Annotated in this window: 15 protein-coding genes; 12 read left to right on the top strand and 3 right to left on the bottom strand. The window is 65.5% G+C overall.

Going from position 1 to position 16730, the window contains the following annotated elements; all coding sequences use genetic code 11:
- Nucleotides 1-3: 3 nt before the first annotated feature.
- From AB3X99_RS23475 to AB3X99_RS23450, 6 genes are all read left to right on the top strand, one after another.
- The gene (locus AB3X99_RS23475) at nt 4-594 is read left to right on the top strand and encodes a hypothetical protein (protein ID WP_342948604.1); all 591 of its coding nucleotides are present in this window, start codon (nt 4-6) and stop codon (nt 592-594) included.
- 96 nt (nt 595-690) lie between these two features.
- Entirely contained in the window at nt 691-1077 is a 387-nt protein-coding gene (locus tag AB3X99_RS23470; RefSeq protein WP_342948605.1) for a response regulator, read from the top strand.
- Between the two features lie 72 nt (nt 1078-1149).
- Nucleotides 1150-2484 carry a paraquat-inducible protein A gene (locus AB3X99_RS23465; RefSeq protein ID WP_368618299.1) on the top strand — a complete coding sequence of 445 codons (1335 nt, stop codon included), beginning with the start codon at nt 1150-1152 and terminating at the stop codon, nt 2482-2484.
- Nucleotides 2468-4093, top strand: coding sequence for an intermembrane transport protein PqiB (locus AB3X99_RS23460; RefSeq protein WP_368618298.1), 1626 nt, complete (start codon nt 2468-2470; stop codon nt 4091-4093). Before AB3X99_RS23465 ends, AB3X99_RS23460 begins: the two co-directional genes overlap by 17 nt.
- Nucleotides 4090-4722, top strand: a complete 633-nt coding sequence (locus tag AB3X99_RS23455; RefSeq protein ID WP_368618297.1) for a membrane integrity-associated transporter subunit PqiC — start codon at nt 4090-4092, stop codon at nt 4720-4722. Before AB3X99_RS23460 ends, AB3X99_RS23455 begins: the two co-directional genes overlap by 4 nt.
- 19 nt (nt 4723-4741) lie before the next feature.
- Nucleotides 4742-5575: a hypothetical protein gene (locus AB3X99_RS23450; RefSeq protein WP_368618296.1), complete on the top strand. Its 834-nt coding sequence runs from the start codon at nt 4742-4744 to the stop codon at nt 5573-5575.
- 30 nt (nt 5576-5605) lie between these two features.
- On the opposite strand, the gene AB3X99_RS23445 is transcribed toward AB3X99_RS23450, so the two are convergent.
- Nucleotides 5606-6523: a DUF2950 domain-containing protein gene (locus tag AB3X99_RS23445; protein ID WP_083245164.1), complete on the bottom strand. Its 918-nt coding sequence runs from the start codon at nt 6521-6523 to the stop codon at nt 5606-5608.
- An 11-nt stretch (nt 6524-6534) separates the two neighbouring features.
- On the bottom strand, nt 6535-7950 hold the full coding sequence (locus AB3X99_RS23440) for a DUF3300 domain-containing protein (RefSeq protein ID WP_069263128.1): 1416 nt from the start codon (nt 7948-7950) through the stop codon (nt 6535-6537).
- 1093 nt (nt 7951-9043) lie between these two features.
- On the opposite strand from AB3X99_RS23440, the gene AB3X99_RS23435 reads away from it, so the two are divergent.
- Together AB3X99_RS23435 and AB3X99_RS23430 are read left to right on the top strand one after the other, a co-directional pair.
- Nucleotides 9044-10327, top strand: a complete 1284-nt coding sequence (locus AB3X99_RS23435; RefSeq protein ID WP_368618295.1) for a PAS domain-containing sensor histidine kinase — start codon at nt 9044-9046, stop codon at nt 10325-10327.
- Nucleotides 10324-10965: a response regulator transcription factor gene (locus AB3X99_RS23430; protein WP_069263130.1), complete on the top strand. Its 642-nt coding sequence runs from the start codon at nt 10324-10326 to the stop codon at nt 10963-10965. The genes AB3X99_RS23435 and AB3X99_RS23430 overlap by 4 nt, the downstream gene beginning before the upstream one ends.
- 65 nt (nt 10966-11030) lie before the next feature.
- On the opposite strand, the gene AB3X99_RS23425 is transcribed toward AB3X99_RS23430, so the two are convergent.
- Nucleotides 11031-12032, bottom strand: a complete 1002-nt coding sequence (locus AB3X99_RS23425) for an AraC family transcriptional regulator (protein ID WP_368618294.1) — start codon at nt 12030-12032, stop codon at nt 11031-11033.
- 245 nt (nt 12033-12277) lie between these two features.
- Here AB3X99_RS23425 and AB3X99_RS23420 point away from each other — a divergent pair, with 245 nt between their 5' ends.
- The 4 genes from AB3X99_RS23420 to AB3X99_RS23405 all read left to right on the top strand — a co-directional run bounded on the left by AB3X99_RS23420 (nt 12278) and on the right by AB3X99_RS23405 (nt 16711).
- Nucleotides 12278-13333, top strand: a complete 1056-nt coding sequence (locus AB3X99_RS23420) for a 3-keto-5-aminohexanoate cleavage protein (RefSeq protein WP_342948615.1) — start codon at nt 12278-12280, stop codon at nt 13331-13333.
- Between the two features lie 132 nt (nt 13334-13465).
- On the top strand, nt 13466-14797 hold the full coding sequence (locus AB3X99_RS23415) for an MFS transporter (RefSeq protein ID WP_368618293.1): 1332 nt from the start codon (nt 13466-13468) through the stop codon (nt 14795-14797).
- 74 nt (nt 14798-14871) lie between these two features.
- Nucleotides 14872-15852, top strand: coding sequence for a quinone oxidoreductase (locus AB3X99_RS23410; protein ID WP_069263134.1), 981 nt, complete (start codon nt 14872-14874; stop codon nt 15850-15852).
- Between the two features lie 10 nt (nt 15853-15862).
- Nucleotides 15863-16711 (top strand): TauD/TfdA dioxygenase family protein, encoded by an 849-nt coding sequence (locus tag AB3X99_RS23405; RefSeq protein ID WP_368618292.1) that lies wholly within the window; start codon nt 15863-15865, stop codon nt 16709-16711.
- Nucleotides 16712-16730: the final 19 nt, after the last annotated feature.

The raw sequence follows: 16730 nt of genomic DNA, 5'->3' as shown, positions 1-16730 counted from the left end.
GCGATGTCGTACCTCAAATGGGTTGTTTCAGCCGTCATCGTTGCCGCGGCGCAGCTTGCCGCGGCTCAGGGCCAGACGACGGCCAACGTGACGCACGAGCCGGGCAAGGCAACCGTCACCGGCATGCACAAGGTGACGGCGACCATCACGAAGATCGACGCCGATACCCGCACCGTCACGCTCAAGCGTCACGACGGCAAGCTGGTAGAAGCCGAACTGGGACCGGAAGTCAGAAACTTCGATCAACTAAAGGTCGGCGATGTCGTGACGATGACCTATAAGGAATCACTCACGCTGAGCCTGAAGAAGGGAGGCGACGGCGAGACCTCGGTGCAGGAAACGCCGCAGGTCGAGCGTGCGGCTGCCGGCGAGAAGCCCGGCGGCATGGTGGGCCGTGAGGTGAAAGTCACGGCGAATGTCGTAGCGGTCGACACCAAGACGAAAACGGTCACCCTGATGGGCCCCGAAGGGGGAACGATGGATCTGCGGGTCGAGGATCCCCAGCAGCTTGCAAACGTGCAGGTCGGCGATCAGGTCGAGGCAGTGTATACGGAAGCGTTCGCCGTATCCGTCAAGCCTGCACCACACAAGTAGTCGCGCATGGAGAAGCCGCTTGCGCTCAGGATGCCGGTCGGCGCGCACGGCGGCGCCGCTCTGGCTGTCCTCACCGGTAACCGAACGCTAAGTCAAATGAACACCGTGACACGATCCGTGGCCGTCGTCGACGACGAGGAGTCGGTCGGGCGAGCGATCCAGCGCCTGTTGAAGTCGGTCGGCATCGACTCCGACGTGTACACGAGCGGCGAGGCATTTCTCGACGCCCTGGCGGCCGCGGCGCCTCACGCGCCCGTGTGCGTGGTCCTCGATATCCAGATGCCCGGCATCAACGGTATCGAGGTACAGCGTCGGCTGGGTGGCACCGGCATCCAGTGCATCGTGATTACGGCGCACGACGATGCGCGCGTGCGCGAGCAGGCACAGGCAGCCGGCGCGGTTGCGTACCTGCGCAAGCCGTTCGACGACTCCGCGCTCATCGGCGCGGTCCATGCGGTGCTGGGCGTGCCGCCGCCGGGCTGACGCCCCGCATGCCGAATCGGTACAGCGACGATGAATCGACCACGCCACGACCGGATTCAGGGAGGCCCCGCAATGAAGCGCGCTGAGCTTCTCGTTTGCCACGACTGCGATCTCATGCAGCGCGGCGCGCCTTGCCCGCCGGGGGGCACCCTGCGCTGCCTGCGCTGCAACGCCGAACTGGAAAGGAATCTGCCGGAAAGCCTCGGCCGTGCGCTCGCGTTCGCGTTGGGCGCACTCGTGCTGTTCGTCATTTCCAACCTGTATCCGATCGTCGGACTCTCGGTGAACGGCAATCTCGTACGCACGACGCTGTGGCATTCGGTCGAGATTCTCTATCTCGACGGCATGTGGCCCATCGCGGCGCTGGTATTCGCCACGACGATCCTCATGCCTGGCCTGCAGGTCGTGTGTCTGCTCGCCCTCCTCGTGCCGCTCGCGATCGACCGCGCGCCGTGGCAGGCGCCGCTCCTGTTCCGCGCAATGTACATCGCACGGCCGTGGGGCATGACCGACGTGCTGATACTCGGCCTGCTGGTCGCGCTCGTGAAGCTGTCCCATATCGCAACGGTCGTGACGGGTGTCGCGTTGTGGTCGTTCGGCGCGTTGATGCTGGTGCTCGCGGGCGCGAGCGCGGCGTTCGACGCGCGCCAGTTCTGGTCGCGCGTGGCGCGGGCAACGCAACCGGCCAACGCGGTCAGGGTGCTCGACACGCCCAGCGTGACGACGCGCTACGCGTCGGGCGAGGCGGCCAGAGCGCGAGGCGAGCGCGCCGCAGGCCCGCTCACGGGCGCCGCGTGCGGCATCGCGCGCTGCCATGCGTGCGGAATGCTCGCGCGCATGCCGGCGGCCGCGCATGCGGCGACGTGCCCGCGCTGCGGCAGCGCGCTGCACATGCGCAAGGTCGCGAGCCTGTCGCGCACGTGGGCGCTGCTGGTTGCGGCGATGGTGCTGTACGTACCGGCGAATGTGCTGCCCGTCATGGACACGAGTTCGCTGTTCGGCTCGCAGAAGGACACGATCATGAGCGGTGTGGTGTATCTGTGGGTGTCGGGTTCGTGGCCGCTCGCGCTGCTCGTGTTCATTGCCAGCATCGCCGTGCCCATGCTGAAGATCCTGGGGCTTTCGTATCTGACGTGGACCACGCAGCGCCGCTGGACATGGCTGCCCGAGCAACGCACGCGCATCTACCGGCTGATCGAGCTGGTCGGCCGCTGGTCGATGCTCGACATCTACGTGATCACGATGCTCGTCGCGCTGGTGCAGTTCAACGCGCTCGCCACGATCAAGGCGGGGCCCGCCGCGATCGCTTTCGGTGCCGTCGTGATCCTCACCATGTTCGCCGCGAACATGTTCGACCCGCGTCTCATCTGGGACGCGATGGAGCACGAAAATGGCAGCACCCGGTAACGACGATTCCTTGCCGGACCTGCCCGAGGCGAAGCCGGCGCGCGGCTCGCGCTGGCGCATGCAGATTGTCTGGCTCGTGCCGATCGTCGCGGTGCTCATTGGCGGCTGGCTCGCTGCCAAGGCGATCATCGAGGAAGGGCCGACGATCACGATCAGCTTCAAGACCGGCGACGGCCTCGAGGCCGGCAAGACGAAGATCAAGTACAAGGACGTCGATATCGGCGTGGTGAAGGCGGTCACGCTCTCGCCCGATCACAAGCGTGTGATCGCGACTGGCGAACTCGTGAAGGACGCGGCGAGCATGCTCGTCGACAACACGCGCTTCTGGGTCGTGCGCCCGCGCATTTCCGGCGGTACGGTTTCGGGCCTGAGCACGCTGCTCTCGGGCTCTTTTGTCGGCATGGACGAAGGCAACTCCAGCAAAGCGCGCCACGACTTCGTGGGACTCGAAGTCCCGCCTGCGATCCCGAGCGACATCCCGGGGCGCGAATTCGTGTTGCACAGCGTGAACATGGGCTCGCTCGATGTCGGCTCGCCGGTGTTCTTCCGCCGTCTTCAGGTCGGACAGATTGCTGCCTATGAAATGGACCCGAACGGCAAGGGCGTGACGCTGCGCGTGTTCGTGAACGCGCCCTACGACAGGTTCGTGCGCAGCGACACGCGCTTCTGGCATGCGAGTGGACTCGACGTCTCGCTCAGCCCGGACGGCGTGCAGATCAACACGCAGTCGGTGGTGTCGCTGCTCATCGGCGGCGTGGCGTTTGAAACGCCCGACGCCGACGCCGGCGGTGAACCGCCCGAGGCCGACGCAGACTCGAAGTTCGAGCTTTACGCCACGCACGCCGACTCGATGAAGGAGCATGACCGCATTGTCGACACCTACGTCGTGACCTTCTACGACTCCGTGCGCGGGCTCACAGTGGGCGCGCCGGTCGATTTCCGCGGCGTCGTGATTGGCGAGGTCACACGTATCTACACGCGCTTCGACCCGGTGAAGAAACAGTTCAGCATTCCTGTTGAAATCAATCTGTATCCGGAGCGCTTTACGTCGCGCTTCGAGAAAGGCCAGCCGGCCGGACGCCTCACTTCGCAACCGCGCCAGCTTGCCGAGTTCCTGGTTGCCAGCGGCTTCCGGTTCCAGCTGCGCTCGGGTAATCCTCTCACAGGACAGCTCTACGTCGCCTTCGACGTCTTCCCGGACGCTGCGATGGCTAAGATCGACTGGTCGAGAACGCCGCCCGAGATGCCGACGGTGCCGCGCACGTTGCAGTCGCTGCAGGATTCGCTCACGCGACTGCTCGCGAAGCTCAACGGTATTCCGTTCGAGGCCATCGGCGCGAGTGCGCAGCGCACGCTGCAAAGTGCGAACGACGTGGTGGCGAAGCTCGGCACCGACGTGGTGCCGCAGGCGCACGATACGCTTTCGGCGGCAAGATCCACGCTCAACTCGGCCACCGATGCCTTGCAGCCCGACTCGCAGCTCCAGCAGAACACGAGCGACGCCATGCGCGAACTGGCCCGCACCGCCGCGTCCGTGCGCATGCTTACGGATTACCTCGAGCGCCATCCCGAGGCCGTGGTGCAGGGCAAACCTGGAGGCAAGCAGTGAACCGCCGCAACCTGACTCTGCCTGCCGTTCTCGCCGTTGCGATGGCGTGTCTCGCCGGGTGCTCCTCGCCGTCGCCGACCTTCTATGCGTTGCGCGCCGATGATGCGAGCGCCGCGACGGCCAGCGCATCGCCCGCCGTGCCGACGAGCGCCGCTGCACTCGATGTCGTCGTCGGTCCCGTGACTGTGCCCGACATGGTGGACCGGCCGCAAATCGTCACGCGCAATCCGGACAACACGATCCAGATGAACGAGTTCGCGCGCTGGGCCACGCCGCTCAAACTGGACGTTGGGCGCGTCGTTGCCGCGGACCTTGCACAGCGGCTCGGGACGGCGCACGTCTCGACGTTCGATGGCGCGGCCACCCCGCCGGTCTGGCGCGTTCGCGTCGATATCACGCGCATCGACAGCGTACTGGGAGACTCGGTGACGATCGACGCGCAATGGGTCGTGCGCCCGCCGGGTCACCAGGCGCTGACGCTCGGGCACACCGTAGCGCACGAGCAGGTGACGAGCCAGGACTACGGTGCGCTCGTCGACGCGCACGATCGCGCACTCGCCACCATCAGCGCCGACATTGCCGCCGCGATTCGCGCGGACCATCCAACAGTTGGCAGTGCGACGGAGTGAGCACGCTACGCGGGATCTCATGAAGACGTTGCATTGTGCGTGGCTCGCACTGAGCGCGGCGCTGGCGCTGGCGGGCCACGATGCGTCGGGCAGCGTGCCTCGCAGCGAGGACACGCCGGCGGGACTCTTCGCAGTGCTCGATTACGTTGTTGCGCCCGCCGAGCCGAGGTCCGCGCAGAGCGCGGTGGCATTGCGCGAGGCCGGCGTCGAGCAGGAGACGATCAAGGCGCGCATCGTCGAAACGTGGTTCTACCGGCTGCGTGCGGACCCGGCCGTGGCGGTCGCCGTGCCCGGCGGCATGGCGGGCCTCGAAGCCCGGCTGCGCGACGACGCGGCGCGCGAGCGCCTGATCCGCGGCGGCATCGCGCGCCTGACGCCACAAGACCGCCTGGCGTACCTCACGCTGCTCGCGAAATACATGGGACGCGCGGCGCGCGGCAATTGCCAGGGCATGGCGAGCGTGCAGGACCTTGCTCAGGGCATTTCGATCGGCAGCATGAGCGATGCCGACACGGCCGAATACTTCTCGTTGCTTTATCGCGTGGTGATCCGATCCCTGCTCGCCGCGCCAGTCAGGCTGCCCACGCCCGTGGCATACGAGCGGGCGTTGCGGCATCTCGACGATGCGGTCAACGCGGCCCTCGCTGGCGATCCGCAGTCCGTGGCGCGGCTCGAGCGCGTCACGAATGGCGGCCCTGGCGCCACGATGGCCGACGTCTGCTGGGCGAGCGCGGTGCTCATGCGCTCGACGGCGGCGATGAGCGCACCCGATCGCGACGCGCTGCTGCTCTACATGCTCGGTGAAGACGCGCCGGCGCGAGCGTCGGCCCCCGAGCCCGCGCGCGCACCGTGAAACGCAGTGGCGCAGCGCCAGTGCCGAGTGTCACGGCGCAGCCTTCGACCAGCCCGGGCCCGGATCGAAGGATGTCATCGCTTCGGCTTTTGCCGCGCCATCCGGGCCGAGATCGCGCTCGTAGACCTGGCCGTCGTGGCTGACCATGAAGGTCTTGATACCCGTGTCGCCGTACCGCACCGGCCACGCAACGACGCCAAAGCCGCCGAACAGCTTGTTGTCGACCATGTAGTTATATGCGCCGCCGGGCGCGTGCGGACCCTGCGAGGTCAGCAGCTTGTAGTGGTAGCCGTAGTAACCGGCGTTTTCGGCGTTGCGCGCGCCGGCCTTGAGGAATGCGACGCCTAGCGGGCTCGGCGCGGCGTCGGGATCGGTCGGCCAGTACAGGCCGTCATGCTTGCCCGGCGAACTCGCGAGCTTGCTGGCGTAGACCAGCATGTCGCTGCCGTCGTGATAGGTCTGCGCATATTCGCGTTGCGCGTCGTAGACCGCGAGCATCGTCTGCATCACGGCAAGCTCGTTGCGGCCAATGCGGCGCACGCGCATTTCCTCGACACCGGCGTGCGTGTCGAAGTGCCAGCCCTGGGCGGTCTTGACGAGCGGGACCGGAAAGGTCCAGCCGTCGTCGCCAACGGCGATCATCGCGTGATTTGCATCGGTATCCTGAATGGTGTGCGAAGTCTGCCATTCACTCAGGAACTTGTCGCGGATCTGAGCGCCGACCGGCGGGATGAGCTGGCGGAAATCTGCGCCGAAGAGCGTGCGCAGTTCCGCCTCGTCGTTGCCGGCCACGGCGTCGCCGAACGCGGCCATCGCCGCGTCGGGCGTAGCGAAGGTGTTTTGCCCGGCGGCCGCGCAAGGCCGCGGCGCGAATACCAGCAGTGCGATGGCGATCGCCGCCGCGAGTACTGCCGATGCAGCCGGACGGAGAAACTCATGTCTGTTCATGGCCGTTCTCCCTAGCGTCTGCCGCCGCCACGACCGCCGCCACCGCCGCGCATACCGCCGCCGCCGCTCGGACGATTGAACCCTGAAGACTGCATGCTGGAGCGGCCGCGACTCGCGTCGCGCTGGGTGGCGCCGCCGCCGCCCACACCCTGGAAGGCGCCATCGCGGCCGCCGCCGCCGTAGCTCCCTCCACCGCCGCCGCCAAACCCGCCGCCTGCCCCGGTGCTCACGCGATTGCTCCCGCCGGCATTGTTAGCCATGCCGCCGCGATTGCCGCCGGCACCGTTATTGCCAAGGTCTCCGCGATTGCCACCCGCTCCGTTGTCGGCGAGGTTCGCGCGATTGCCGACGCTCGCGTTGTTGCCCGCGCCGCCGCGATTGCCGGGATTGCCCTGATTCCCGCGGTTGCCATTGCCCAGGCCCTGGCCGCCTGCACCGCCGCCCGTGCGGTTGCCGGCGCGGTCCGCCACGCTGGCGCCGTTCTGGCCATTCTGGCCATTGCGGCCGCGATAGTCGCGGCGGCCGTCGGCGCCTGCCACGTTGTTGCCGAATTTCTCGCGCGTGGCGTTGTCACGGTATGCGACGCCCTGGCGGTGGCTGGCATCGTGCTGCCACTTGCCTCCCTGGACCTTGGTGCTGTCGAAGTTGCGATTGACGTTGCGCGCCTTGTCCACGTTGATGTTGACGTCGCCGCCGCCCCAGTTGCAGTTGCCGAAGATCGCGCCCGCGGCGGCGAGCCCGACGCCCCACGCGAAGCCGGTCATCAGTGCGCCGCCGGGATAGTAAGCAGGATAGGGTGGCCAGGCGTACGGCGGGTAAGCCGGGTAGCTCCACGCGCCGTACACGATCGTGGGGTTGTACGCGGGTACATAGATCACCTCGGGCTTGGCAGGCTCGATCTTCACGATGGTCTGGCCGCCTTGCGCGGGCGGCTGCTCGACCACGACCTTTTGCTGCTCGTTGCTCTTGAGGTTGCCCGAGTCCTGTGCGCGTGCACGCAGGCGCTGCACGGCGGCGAGCACATCCTTTTCCTGGGCGAGGAACGCGTCACCGAGTTTCTGGGTCCAGTCGAGCTTGTCGTTCATCGGCTCGAGGGCCTGCGGGAACGCGACGAGCGACTTCACGCTCGTGTCCCATGGCTGGTCCTGCACGGCCTTCACGGCTTCGTCGCCCTTCAGCTTCGGGTGCTCCTTGACCCAGCGGGCCGCATGCACGATTTCGAGCGGGTAAGTCGATGCCATCAGGACTTGCGCCAGCACCGAATCGGGATAGAGCGCGATGGGCGCGACCAGCGCCTCCAGCTCCTCGGGCTTGTAGGGGGCGGGCTGCGGCGCGTCTTGCGCGCGCACCGCCTGAGCGCCTGCCAGGAGCAACGCGAGCACGAGCAGGCAGAGGGTGTACGTGCGTTGTTTGATCCATGAGGTCATGGCCGATCCTTCCAATTGTTTGCTCAACCGGAGTGCGGGACGGATAGCGACAACGTGAAGGGGCGAGCGCGTGCGCGCATTCTTGTTCGAGTGTGGCGAGGCGGAGAGCCCCACGGGTATAGTCCGGCAAGCCACGCTGTGCTGGCAATCGGACCAGAGTCCTATTGACACCGCAATGGCGGCGCAATGATGCTATTCACTCGTCGAGGCTGGCAGCGCCGACACCTGGAGATCCCAAATGAAAATGCGTCTTGCTGTGCCGTGTGCGACGGTGCTCCTGCTTTGTGCGCCCGCCTTCATGTCTGAAGTATTTGCGCAAGCGGGAACGATGGGTACCAGGCAGATGCGGGACGTGCAGCGCAAAGCGGAGCACAAGGCCCGCTCGAACCAGTCCCGGCAACATGGTCAGCAAAATACGACGCAACATCATGCGGCGAGTGCAGCCGCGCCAGCTTCGGCGCCTTGATCAACAACGGCGTTTACCGAGCTGTCACGCGCCGGAGGTGTGATGGATTCTGCAGGCCATTTTCGCGCGTTTCCAGATCGAAATAATGGTGGCGACTATTTCATAAAAAACAGAATAGATAATGCCACGCGACAAACTGCACGATCGCCATTCGTATTGAATAGAGATGATTTCGCGAGCCAATTACCAAATCAAAGAAAACGTTCGCAAATATTCCCGGTAAATAGTCAGTGTATATAGTCCGGTGCAAGCGCATTCAAGGCCTTAGCGCCTGATTAGCGTTATATGCGGAAAAAGTTATCGAAAACAATTGCGCGCGGAACGAATCATCGGCAATTTCTTTCATATAATTAACGCGCGGTGAAAGCGTACAGCGAAGCGGTTCCGCAATCATGATCCCATCCGTTCTTTTCTTCAATGACTGACTCATTCTCCGCCCATGCCGGAGCGTTCTTCGATAATCAAAAGTAAGCTGCAGTCATCATTGGGGCGCAGTTTGCACCGCAAAACGGCCGGAATGCCGGTGCTCGTCAAATCCGCCCCGCCTGGGCGCTGAAGCGTTTGAAACGATTCGCAGGCTGCCGGAGCAGGGCAGCGTAGCCGGAGGACACCGTGATCAGGGCAGACATGGGGAACGAAAAACTAAAACTGAACAGACCGAGAGCCGAACACGCAGCGGCCGGCCTGCTGGCGTGGCTCGACAGAATCAAGCCGCGCACTCCGCCGAACGGCAACGCACTGGCCGCGCGCAACACCGGCCACGCGTCGGCGCAGGCCACACAGGCCATTGCGCAAAGTCTGCACAGCGTTCTCGAAGTCGTGCCCGCGGCGGCGCTCTTGATCGACGAAGCGGGCAGCGTCGCATGGGCCAATGGCATGGCCACCCACGTGCTCGGCTATGCCCTGGGCGAATTGATCGGCATGCGCATCGAAAACGTGCTCGTCGCCTGGCGAAGAGACGCACGCCCCGTATCGTTCGGCGCACTGAAGTCCGCGCAGGGGTTGCCGCATAGCGTGACGCGCGTGGCCATCGCGCGCGCGAAGAACGGCGCCGATATCGACGTGCATGTGAGCGCTTCGGCATCGCTCGCCGCCGGACCCGCGGCGCGCATGGTGGTCGTCATCGAACCGGAAAGGCGCGACACGACGCTCGCGGAGTCCGGCAGCGAACCGCGCCGGTTGCGTCGGGAACGGGCGTCCGAGGTGGGCGACATGGCCGCCGCGCTCGCGCACGAAGTCGATCAGCCGCTCACGGCCATTCTCAGCAACGCACAGGCCGCGCAACGGTTTCTCGCCCAGAGCCCGCCGGCCATGAGCGACTTGCGGGAGCTGCTTGGCGAGGTCGTGTCCGACAGCACGCGTGCGCACGCGATCATCCGCAAGATGCGCCAGTCCGCGCGCTGCGAGCCGCCCGAGCTGTGCCCCGTCGATGTCGGCAGCCTCGTGCGCGACGTGGTGCGCCTGCTGCGCCGCGAGACGGAAACCTGTGGCGCGGCAGTGGGCGCGCGCATCGAAGACGGGCTGCCGCAAGTGCACGGCGATGCGGTTCAACTGCAGCAGGTGCTCGTCAATTTGCTCCTCAATGCGCTCGATGCGGTGCACGACTGCCACGCGGAAGATCGCAGGGTGTGCATCTTCGTGACGGCAAGCGAGAATCGCGGCAAGGTGCGCCTCGCGATCCGCGATCATGGGCCGGGTGTCGATGCCGATCGGCTCGTCACGCTGTTCAAGCCGTTCATGACGTCCAAGCCCCACGGGCTGGGCCTTGGCCTCTCCATCAGCCGCACCATCGTCATGGCGCACGGCGGCCAGCTATGGGCCGAGCGCAACGCCGATCGCGGCCTGACGTTCCATATCGAACTTCCCGCGGAGGGCGCGTGCGTGCAGACGACCACGCGTTTTTCACCATGAACTCGCCAGTTTCCATCGTGTTCGTTGTGGACGACGACGAGCACGTTCGCAACGCACTATGCCGCTTGTTGCGATCCGGCGGCTACACGGCACAGGCGTACGGCAGCGCCAGCGCCTTCCTCAACGGCGCGGACCTGACGAGCGCGCCTGCCTGCCTGCTGCTCGATCTCCAGTTGCCCGACCTGAGCGGCATTGAATTGCAGCAGCGGCTCGAGGGCAGGGTGCCGATCGTCTTCGTTTCGGGCCATGGCGACATGGATACGGCGGTGCGCGCGATGAAGGCGGGCGCATCGGATTTCCTGACGAAGCCGATCGACGCGCAGGTGCTATTCGAAGCCACGTCGCGCGCGCTCGAACGCGCAGGCCAGCTATACGAACAACGCGAGCAGCGCGCGGAGATCCAGCGGCGGGTGGAAAAACTCACGCCGCGCGAGCGCGAGGTCATGGCGCTCGTGGTGACGGGCCGGCCGAACAAGCTCGTGGCCGACGAACTGGGCGCGGCGGAGAAAACGATCAAGATTCACCGGGCGCGCGTCATGGAGAAGATGAAGGCGAACTCGCTTGCCGATCTGGTGCGCCTCATGACCACGTTCGATGCCGACGCGCCTGACTTGCACCCGCTTCCGCATACGGGCTGAGGGACCAGGGGATTAAGGGACTAAAGGACCACACGGCAGGGCACGCGCGCCGTCGTCCCGTCGCTTCAGATCAAATGGCTATTGCGCCAGTCGCGCGGCGTCATGCCGAAGCGCGCGCTGAACCAGTTCGTGAACGAGCCCTGCTGGGCGTAGCCGAGCAGGGCGGACACACGTCCGATGGGATAGCGCGGGTTGCTCATGTAGCGCACGGCAAGTTCGCCCCGCACTTCCTCCAAGAGCCGCGTGAAGCTCGTATTGGCGACGCCGAGCTGACGTTGCATCGTGCGCACGCTCAGCCGCAGATGCGCGGCCACCCCTTCGACGCTGGCCTGCTCGAGCGGCAGCAGCAGGTAGATCGCCTTGCGCACCTCGAGTGCCGTGGAATCGACGCCCGTTGCGTTGAGCGATTCGGCGAGGCTTTCCGCGTAGCGCACCAGTTCCGGGTCGGCGGCGGGGTTCGGGTAGTCGAGGTCGGCGGCCGCGCATACGATGCCGTTGAAGTCGCTGCCGAATTCCAGCGGACAGCCGAAAAAACGCCGATGAAACGTGAGGCTGGGCGGCGCCTGGTGAACGAAGTGCACCGCGCGCGGTTTCCAGTGCTCGCCCAGCAGCGCGCTGGAGTGACGCGCGAGCACGCCCACTGCGAGTTCGATGGCCTGGTATGTGGGGGTGCCCGGATCGACGACCAGTTCCTCGCGGATCGTGACGGTTGCGCCCGCGTCTTCGACAAAGATCGCGAGCGCTTCGTTGAGCAGATGCCGGTATTCTGCGGTGGCGAGCAGCACCTCGCGCAGCGTGCGCTTGTGCGCGAGCAGAATGTTGACCACGCCAGTGCCGAACTTGTGGCGCGTCTCGGCCATTTGCAGCGCGAACGTCGGGCACGCGGCCTTTTCCGCCGAACGCTCCAGCAACCGGCACGCAGCGGCGGCGGGGACGCGTTGGTCGGGAGTTGCGAGCGCCGCGGCGTCCACGCCCGCCTCGTGGGCAAGCTCGACCGGGTTCAATCCCACGCGCTTTGCCACGTCGAAATAACCGCTCAGCGAGACCGAGCTCAGCGTGGTTTCCATTGTCGTGTCTCCTCTTTGCTGCGGCCTCGCTGCGCCTTTTCAGCCCGTCAAACATGGGCTTGCGCTTGTCTCGGTGTTAACGCCTGGTGGCGCGAAAAGCTAAAACGATGGCGCGCAATCAGAAAAGTGTAGCGCAGGATTGCCGTATCGTGCATCTCAACGGATCAGCCAGGTTCCGAGCGTTATTTCAGGCTTCCGGCCACGTTGCCAAACGTTGAAATACCGTCCCCATATTGGAGAACACGATGCAATTCCTCGACGATTCGCTGCACCCCGAGAACCAGGACAAGGTTGTCATCACCACCGCGCCGTATGGTCCGGAATGGATGCCCGAAGACTTCCCGGAAGACATTCCGGTGACGATGGAAGAACAGATCCAGAAGGCCGTGGATTGCTACAACGCGGGCGCAACGGTGCTGCACCTGCATGTGCGCGAACTCGACGGCAAGGGATCAAAACGCCTCTCGAAGTTCAACGAGCTGATCGCAGGCGTGCGCGCCGCGGTGCCGGACATGATCATCCAGGTGGGCGGCTCGATCTCGTTCGCGCCGGAAGACGAGGGCGAAGCGGCGAAGTGGCTCTCGGACGATACGCGTCACATGCTGGCCGACCTCGAGCCGAAGCCGGACCAGGTGACGGTGGCGATCAACACCACGCAGATGAACATCATGGAGCTGCTCTACCCGGAATACCTGGCGGGCACCTCGCTCTCCAACCCGGCGTTCATGGCCGCGTATAGCGAAATGACGGTGCCGGCCGGCCCGGCATGGGTGGAGGAGCATCTGCGCCGTCTGCAGGCTTCGGGCATTCAGCCGCACTTCCAGCTCACGGGCATCCACGCGCTCGAAACGCTCGATCGCCTCGTGCGCAAGGGCGCGTACAAGGGGCCGCTGAATCTCACGTGGATCGGCATCGGCGGCGGCTTCGACGGCCCGAACCCGTTCAACTTCTTCAACTTCGTGCACCGTGCGCCCGATGGCTGCACCGTCACCGCCGAGTCGCTGCTCAAGAACGTGCTGCCGTTCAACATGATGGCGATGTCCATGGGCCTGCACCCGCGTTGCGGCATTGAAGATACGATCATCGACCAGCACGGCAAGCGCTTCACGTCCGTGCAGCAGATCGAGCAATGCGTGCGCGTGGCGCGCGAACTGGGCCGTGAAATTGCCACGGGCAAGGAAGCGCGTGATATCTATCGCATCGGCGTGCAGTACGAGACGGTCGACGAAACGCTCGCGGCCAACGGCATGGCGCCGAACCGCGTGGCCGGCGTGAAGAACCTGCCGCTGCGCGCGGCGTAATGGCAGTGGGGCCCGGCGCGGGCATAGGCTTGTGCCGGGCCTCGAAGCGAGGGTTTGGCGCTTGCGTCGTACCTGCTGAAACTGAGAGAACAACGGAACCCGACGAAGAGCGGGCTACCACGGAGACAACCCATGCTCACGCATGCCGAGCCCACCGCGGGCGAATTGACGAAGACCGGGACGAACGTACGCGCATATGCGTGGGTGGTGTTCGCCTTGACGGTCGGGCTGCTGCTTTCCGACTACATGTCGCGGCAGGTCCTGAATGCGGTTTTTCCGCTGCTCAAGACCGCATGGAGTCTTTCGGACACGCAGCTCGGCTCGCTGAGCAGCGTGGTCGCACTGATGGTGGGCGTGCTCACGTTTCCGCTGTCGGTGCTCGCCGACCGCTGGGGCCGCGTGAAGAGCATCGTCCTGATGGCGGCGTTGTGGAGTCTCGCGACGCTTGGTTGCGCGCTCTCGACGAACTACGGCGAAATGCTGCTTGCACGCGCCTTCGTCGGCATCGGCGAAGCGGCTTATGGCAGCGTGGGGATTGCCGTTGTCCTCAGTATTTTTCCGGTGCGCCTGCGTTCCACGATTACGGGCGCATTCATGGCGGGTGGCGCCTTCGGCTCGGTGCTGGGCATGGCGCTGGGCGGTGCGGTGGCTGCGCAGCATGGCTGGCGCGCGGCGTTTGGCGCGATGGCAGCCATGGGGATCGTGCTGGTCGTGATCTATCGCATCGTCGTCACGGAGAAGCGCATTGCCTCGCTGCAGCCGGCGAGCGTGAGCCGCGAGGCGAATGGCCTCGGGATGCGCATGAGCCTGCGCGCGCTGCTCAAGGGCCTGTTTTCCACGCGCTCCGTGGTGTGCGCGTATGTGGGCAGCGGCGTGCATCTGCTCGTGCCGGCGGCCGTCTGGAGCTGGCTGCCGAGCTTCCTGAACCGCTACTACGGCATGGCCACCGGCAAAGCGGCCGGGACCGCCGCAGTGTTCGTGCTCGTGACGGGCGTTGGCATGGTGGTGTGCGGCAATCTCGCGGACCGCTTCAGCAAGGATAATGGCGCGCGCAAATGGAGCATCGCGATTGCGTACTGCCTGATCTGTTTCGCGCTGCTCGCGGTCGGCTTGCGCATGCCGGCCGGCCCGGCGCAGCTGGTTCTGATCGGCGCGGCCATGTTCTTCTGTGCCGGCGCAGCGGGCCCCTCGGGCGCGATGGTGGCGAACCTCACGCCGCCCTCGATCCATGCCTCGGCGTTCGCCACGCTAACGCTGGCGAACAACCTGCTCGGCCTCGCGCCCGCCGCGGTGCTCACGGGTATTGCCGCCGACCATATCGGCCTGCTTGGCGCGCTGCAACTCGTACCGTTTGCGCCGCTCGTGGCGGCAGTGGTTTTCCTGATCGGCAAGCGCAACTACACCGTCGATCTGGATCGTGTGAATGCCCTGCGCGAAGAAGCCGGTGGTCACGCACAACGATGAAATTGAACAGGCAGTTCGAGTCGGCTTGACTGACTTCGAGTCGACGCGTTTGAGTAAAGGATAGGAGATTGAACATGGCGAAAGCAGTGCGCTTCCACGAAACCGGCGGTCCCGAAGTCTTGCGCTACGAAAGCGTCGAAGTGGGCGATCCCGGCCCCGGACAGGTCCGCCTGCGCCATGAGGCAGTCGGCCTGAATTTCGCGGATACCTACTTCCGCTCGGGCCTGTACCCCGTTCCGCTGCCTGCCGGCATGGGCGTGGAAGCCGCGGGCGTGGTCGAGGCCGTGGGCCCCGAAGTGAGCAACGTGGCGGTGGGCGAGCGCGTGACCTACACCGGCTTCATCAACACGCTCGGCGCGTACAGCACCGAACGCCTGATTCCGGCGGCCCCGCTCATCAAGCTGCCCGACGCGATCGCATGCGAAACGGCGGCCGGCATGACCATGCGAGGCCTCACCTCGTCGTACCTGATGCGCCGCATTCACGACTTCAAGGCCGGCGACACGATCCTGCTGCATGCCGCGGCGGGCGGTGTCGGTCTGATCGTCTCGCAGTGGGCGAAGCTGCTGGGCCTCACGGTGATCGGCACGGTGTCGAACGAGGCGAAGGGCGAAGTGGCGCGCGCGCATGGCTGCGACCACATCGTGTACTACGGCCGCGAAGATGTCGCGAAGCGCGTGCGCGAACTGACGAACGGCGCGGGCGTGAACGTGGTGTTCGACAGCGTGGGCAAGGATACCTTCGAGGCGTCGCTCGACTCGCTCAAGCGCCGCGGCCTGATGGTTTGCGTCGGCACGGCTTCCGGTCCGATTCCGCCGTTCAACCCGCAGATCCTCGCGATGAAGGGCTCGCTCTATCTCACGCGCCCGGCGCTGGCGGACTATATTGCGGACCCCGCGGAGAAGAACGAGCTGGCCGGCGAGCTGTTCGGGCACGTCGCTGCGGGCCGCATCAAGATCGAACTGAACCAGCGTTACGCGCTGGAAGACGCGGTGCAGGCGCATCGCGACCTCGAAGCACGCAAGACGACGGGGTCGTCGGTCTTCGTCATCTGAGGAGCGCAGCATGCAAGTCGAACAATTGACCTATGCCATCGGCGCGGAACTGACCGGCGTGAATCTCGCCGATGCCGTTCACGACGACGCGCTCTTTGCCGAGATTCGCGCGGCGCTGCTCAAGCACCGCGTGCTGTTCCTGCGCGACCAGAACATCACGCGCACCGAACACGTGGCATTTGCGCGCCGCTTCGGCGAGCTGGAGGATCATCCGGTGGCGGGCAGCGACCCTGAGCATCCCGGCCTCGTGCGCATCTACAAGAATCCGGAGCAGCCGAACGACCGCTACGAAAACGCGTGGCACGCGGACGCCACGTGGCGCGAGGCGCCGCAGTTCGGCGCGGTGCTGCGCTGCGTGGAGTGCCCGCCCGTGGGCGGCGACACGATGTGGGCGAACATGGCGCTCGCCTACGATAAGCTGCCGGAACACGTGAAGGCGCAGATCGCCGGGCTGTACGCGCGCCACAGCATCGAGGCGAGCTTCGGCGCGGCCATGCCGATCGAGAAACGCCATGCGCTGAAGGCGCAGTTTCCCGATGCGGAGCACCCGGTGGTGCGCACGCATCCGGAGACCGGCGAGAAGGTGCTGTTCGTGAGCGCATTCACGACGCACTTCACGAACTATCACACGCCCGAGCGCGTGCGTTTCGGGCAGGACGCCAATCCGGGCGCGGGCGACCTGCTGCGCTATCTCGTGAGCCAGGCCTATATTCCGGAGTACCAGGTACGCTGGCGCTGGAAGCCGAACAGCATCGCGATCTGGGACAACCGCAGCACCCAGCACTATGCGGTGATGGACTACCCGCCGTGCCACCGCAAGATGGAACGCGCCGGCATTATTGGCGATAAGCCGTACTGAAGCGCGCAGGAGACCTTGA

It is taken from the genome of Paraburkholderia sp. BR10882 (assembly GCF_040948855.1).
GTDB lineage: Bacteria > Pseudomonadota > Gammaproteobacteria > Burkholderiales > Burkholderiaceae > Paraburkholderia > Paraburkholderia nodosa_A.
This window is presented reverse-complemented; position numbering and strand designations above follow the sequence as displayed.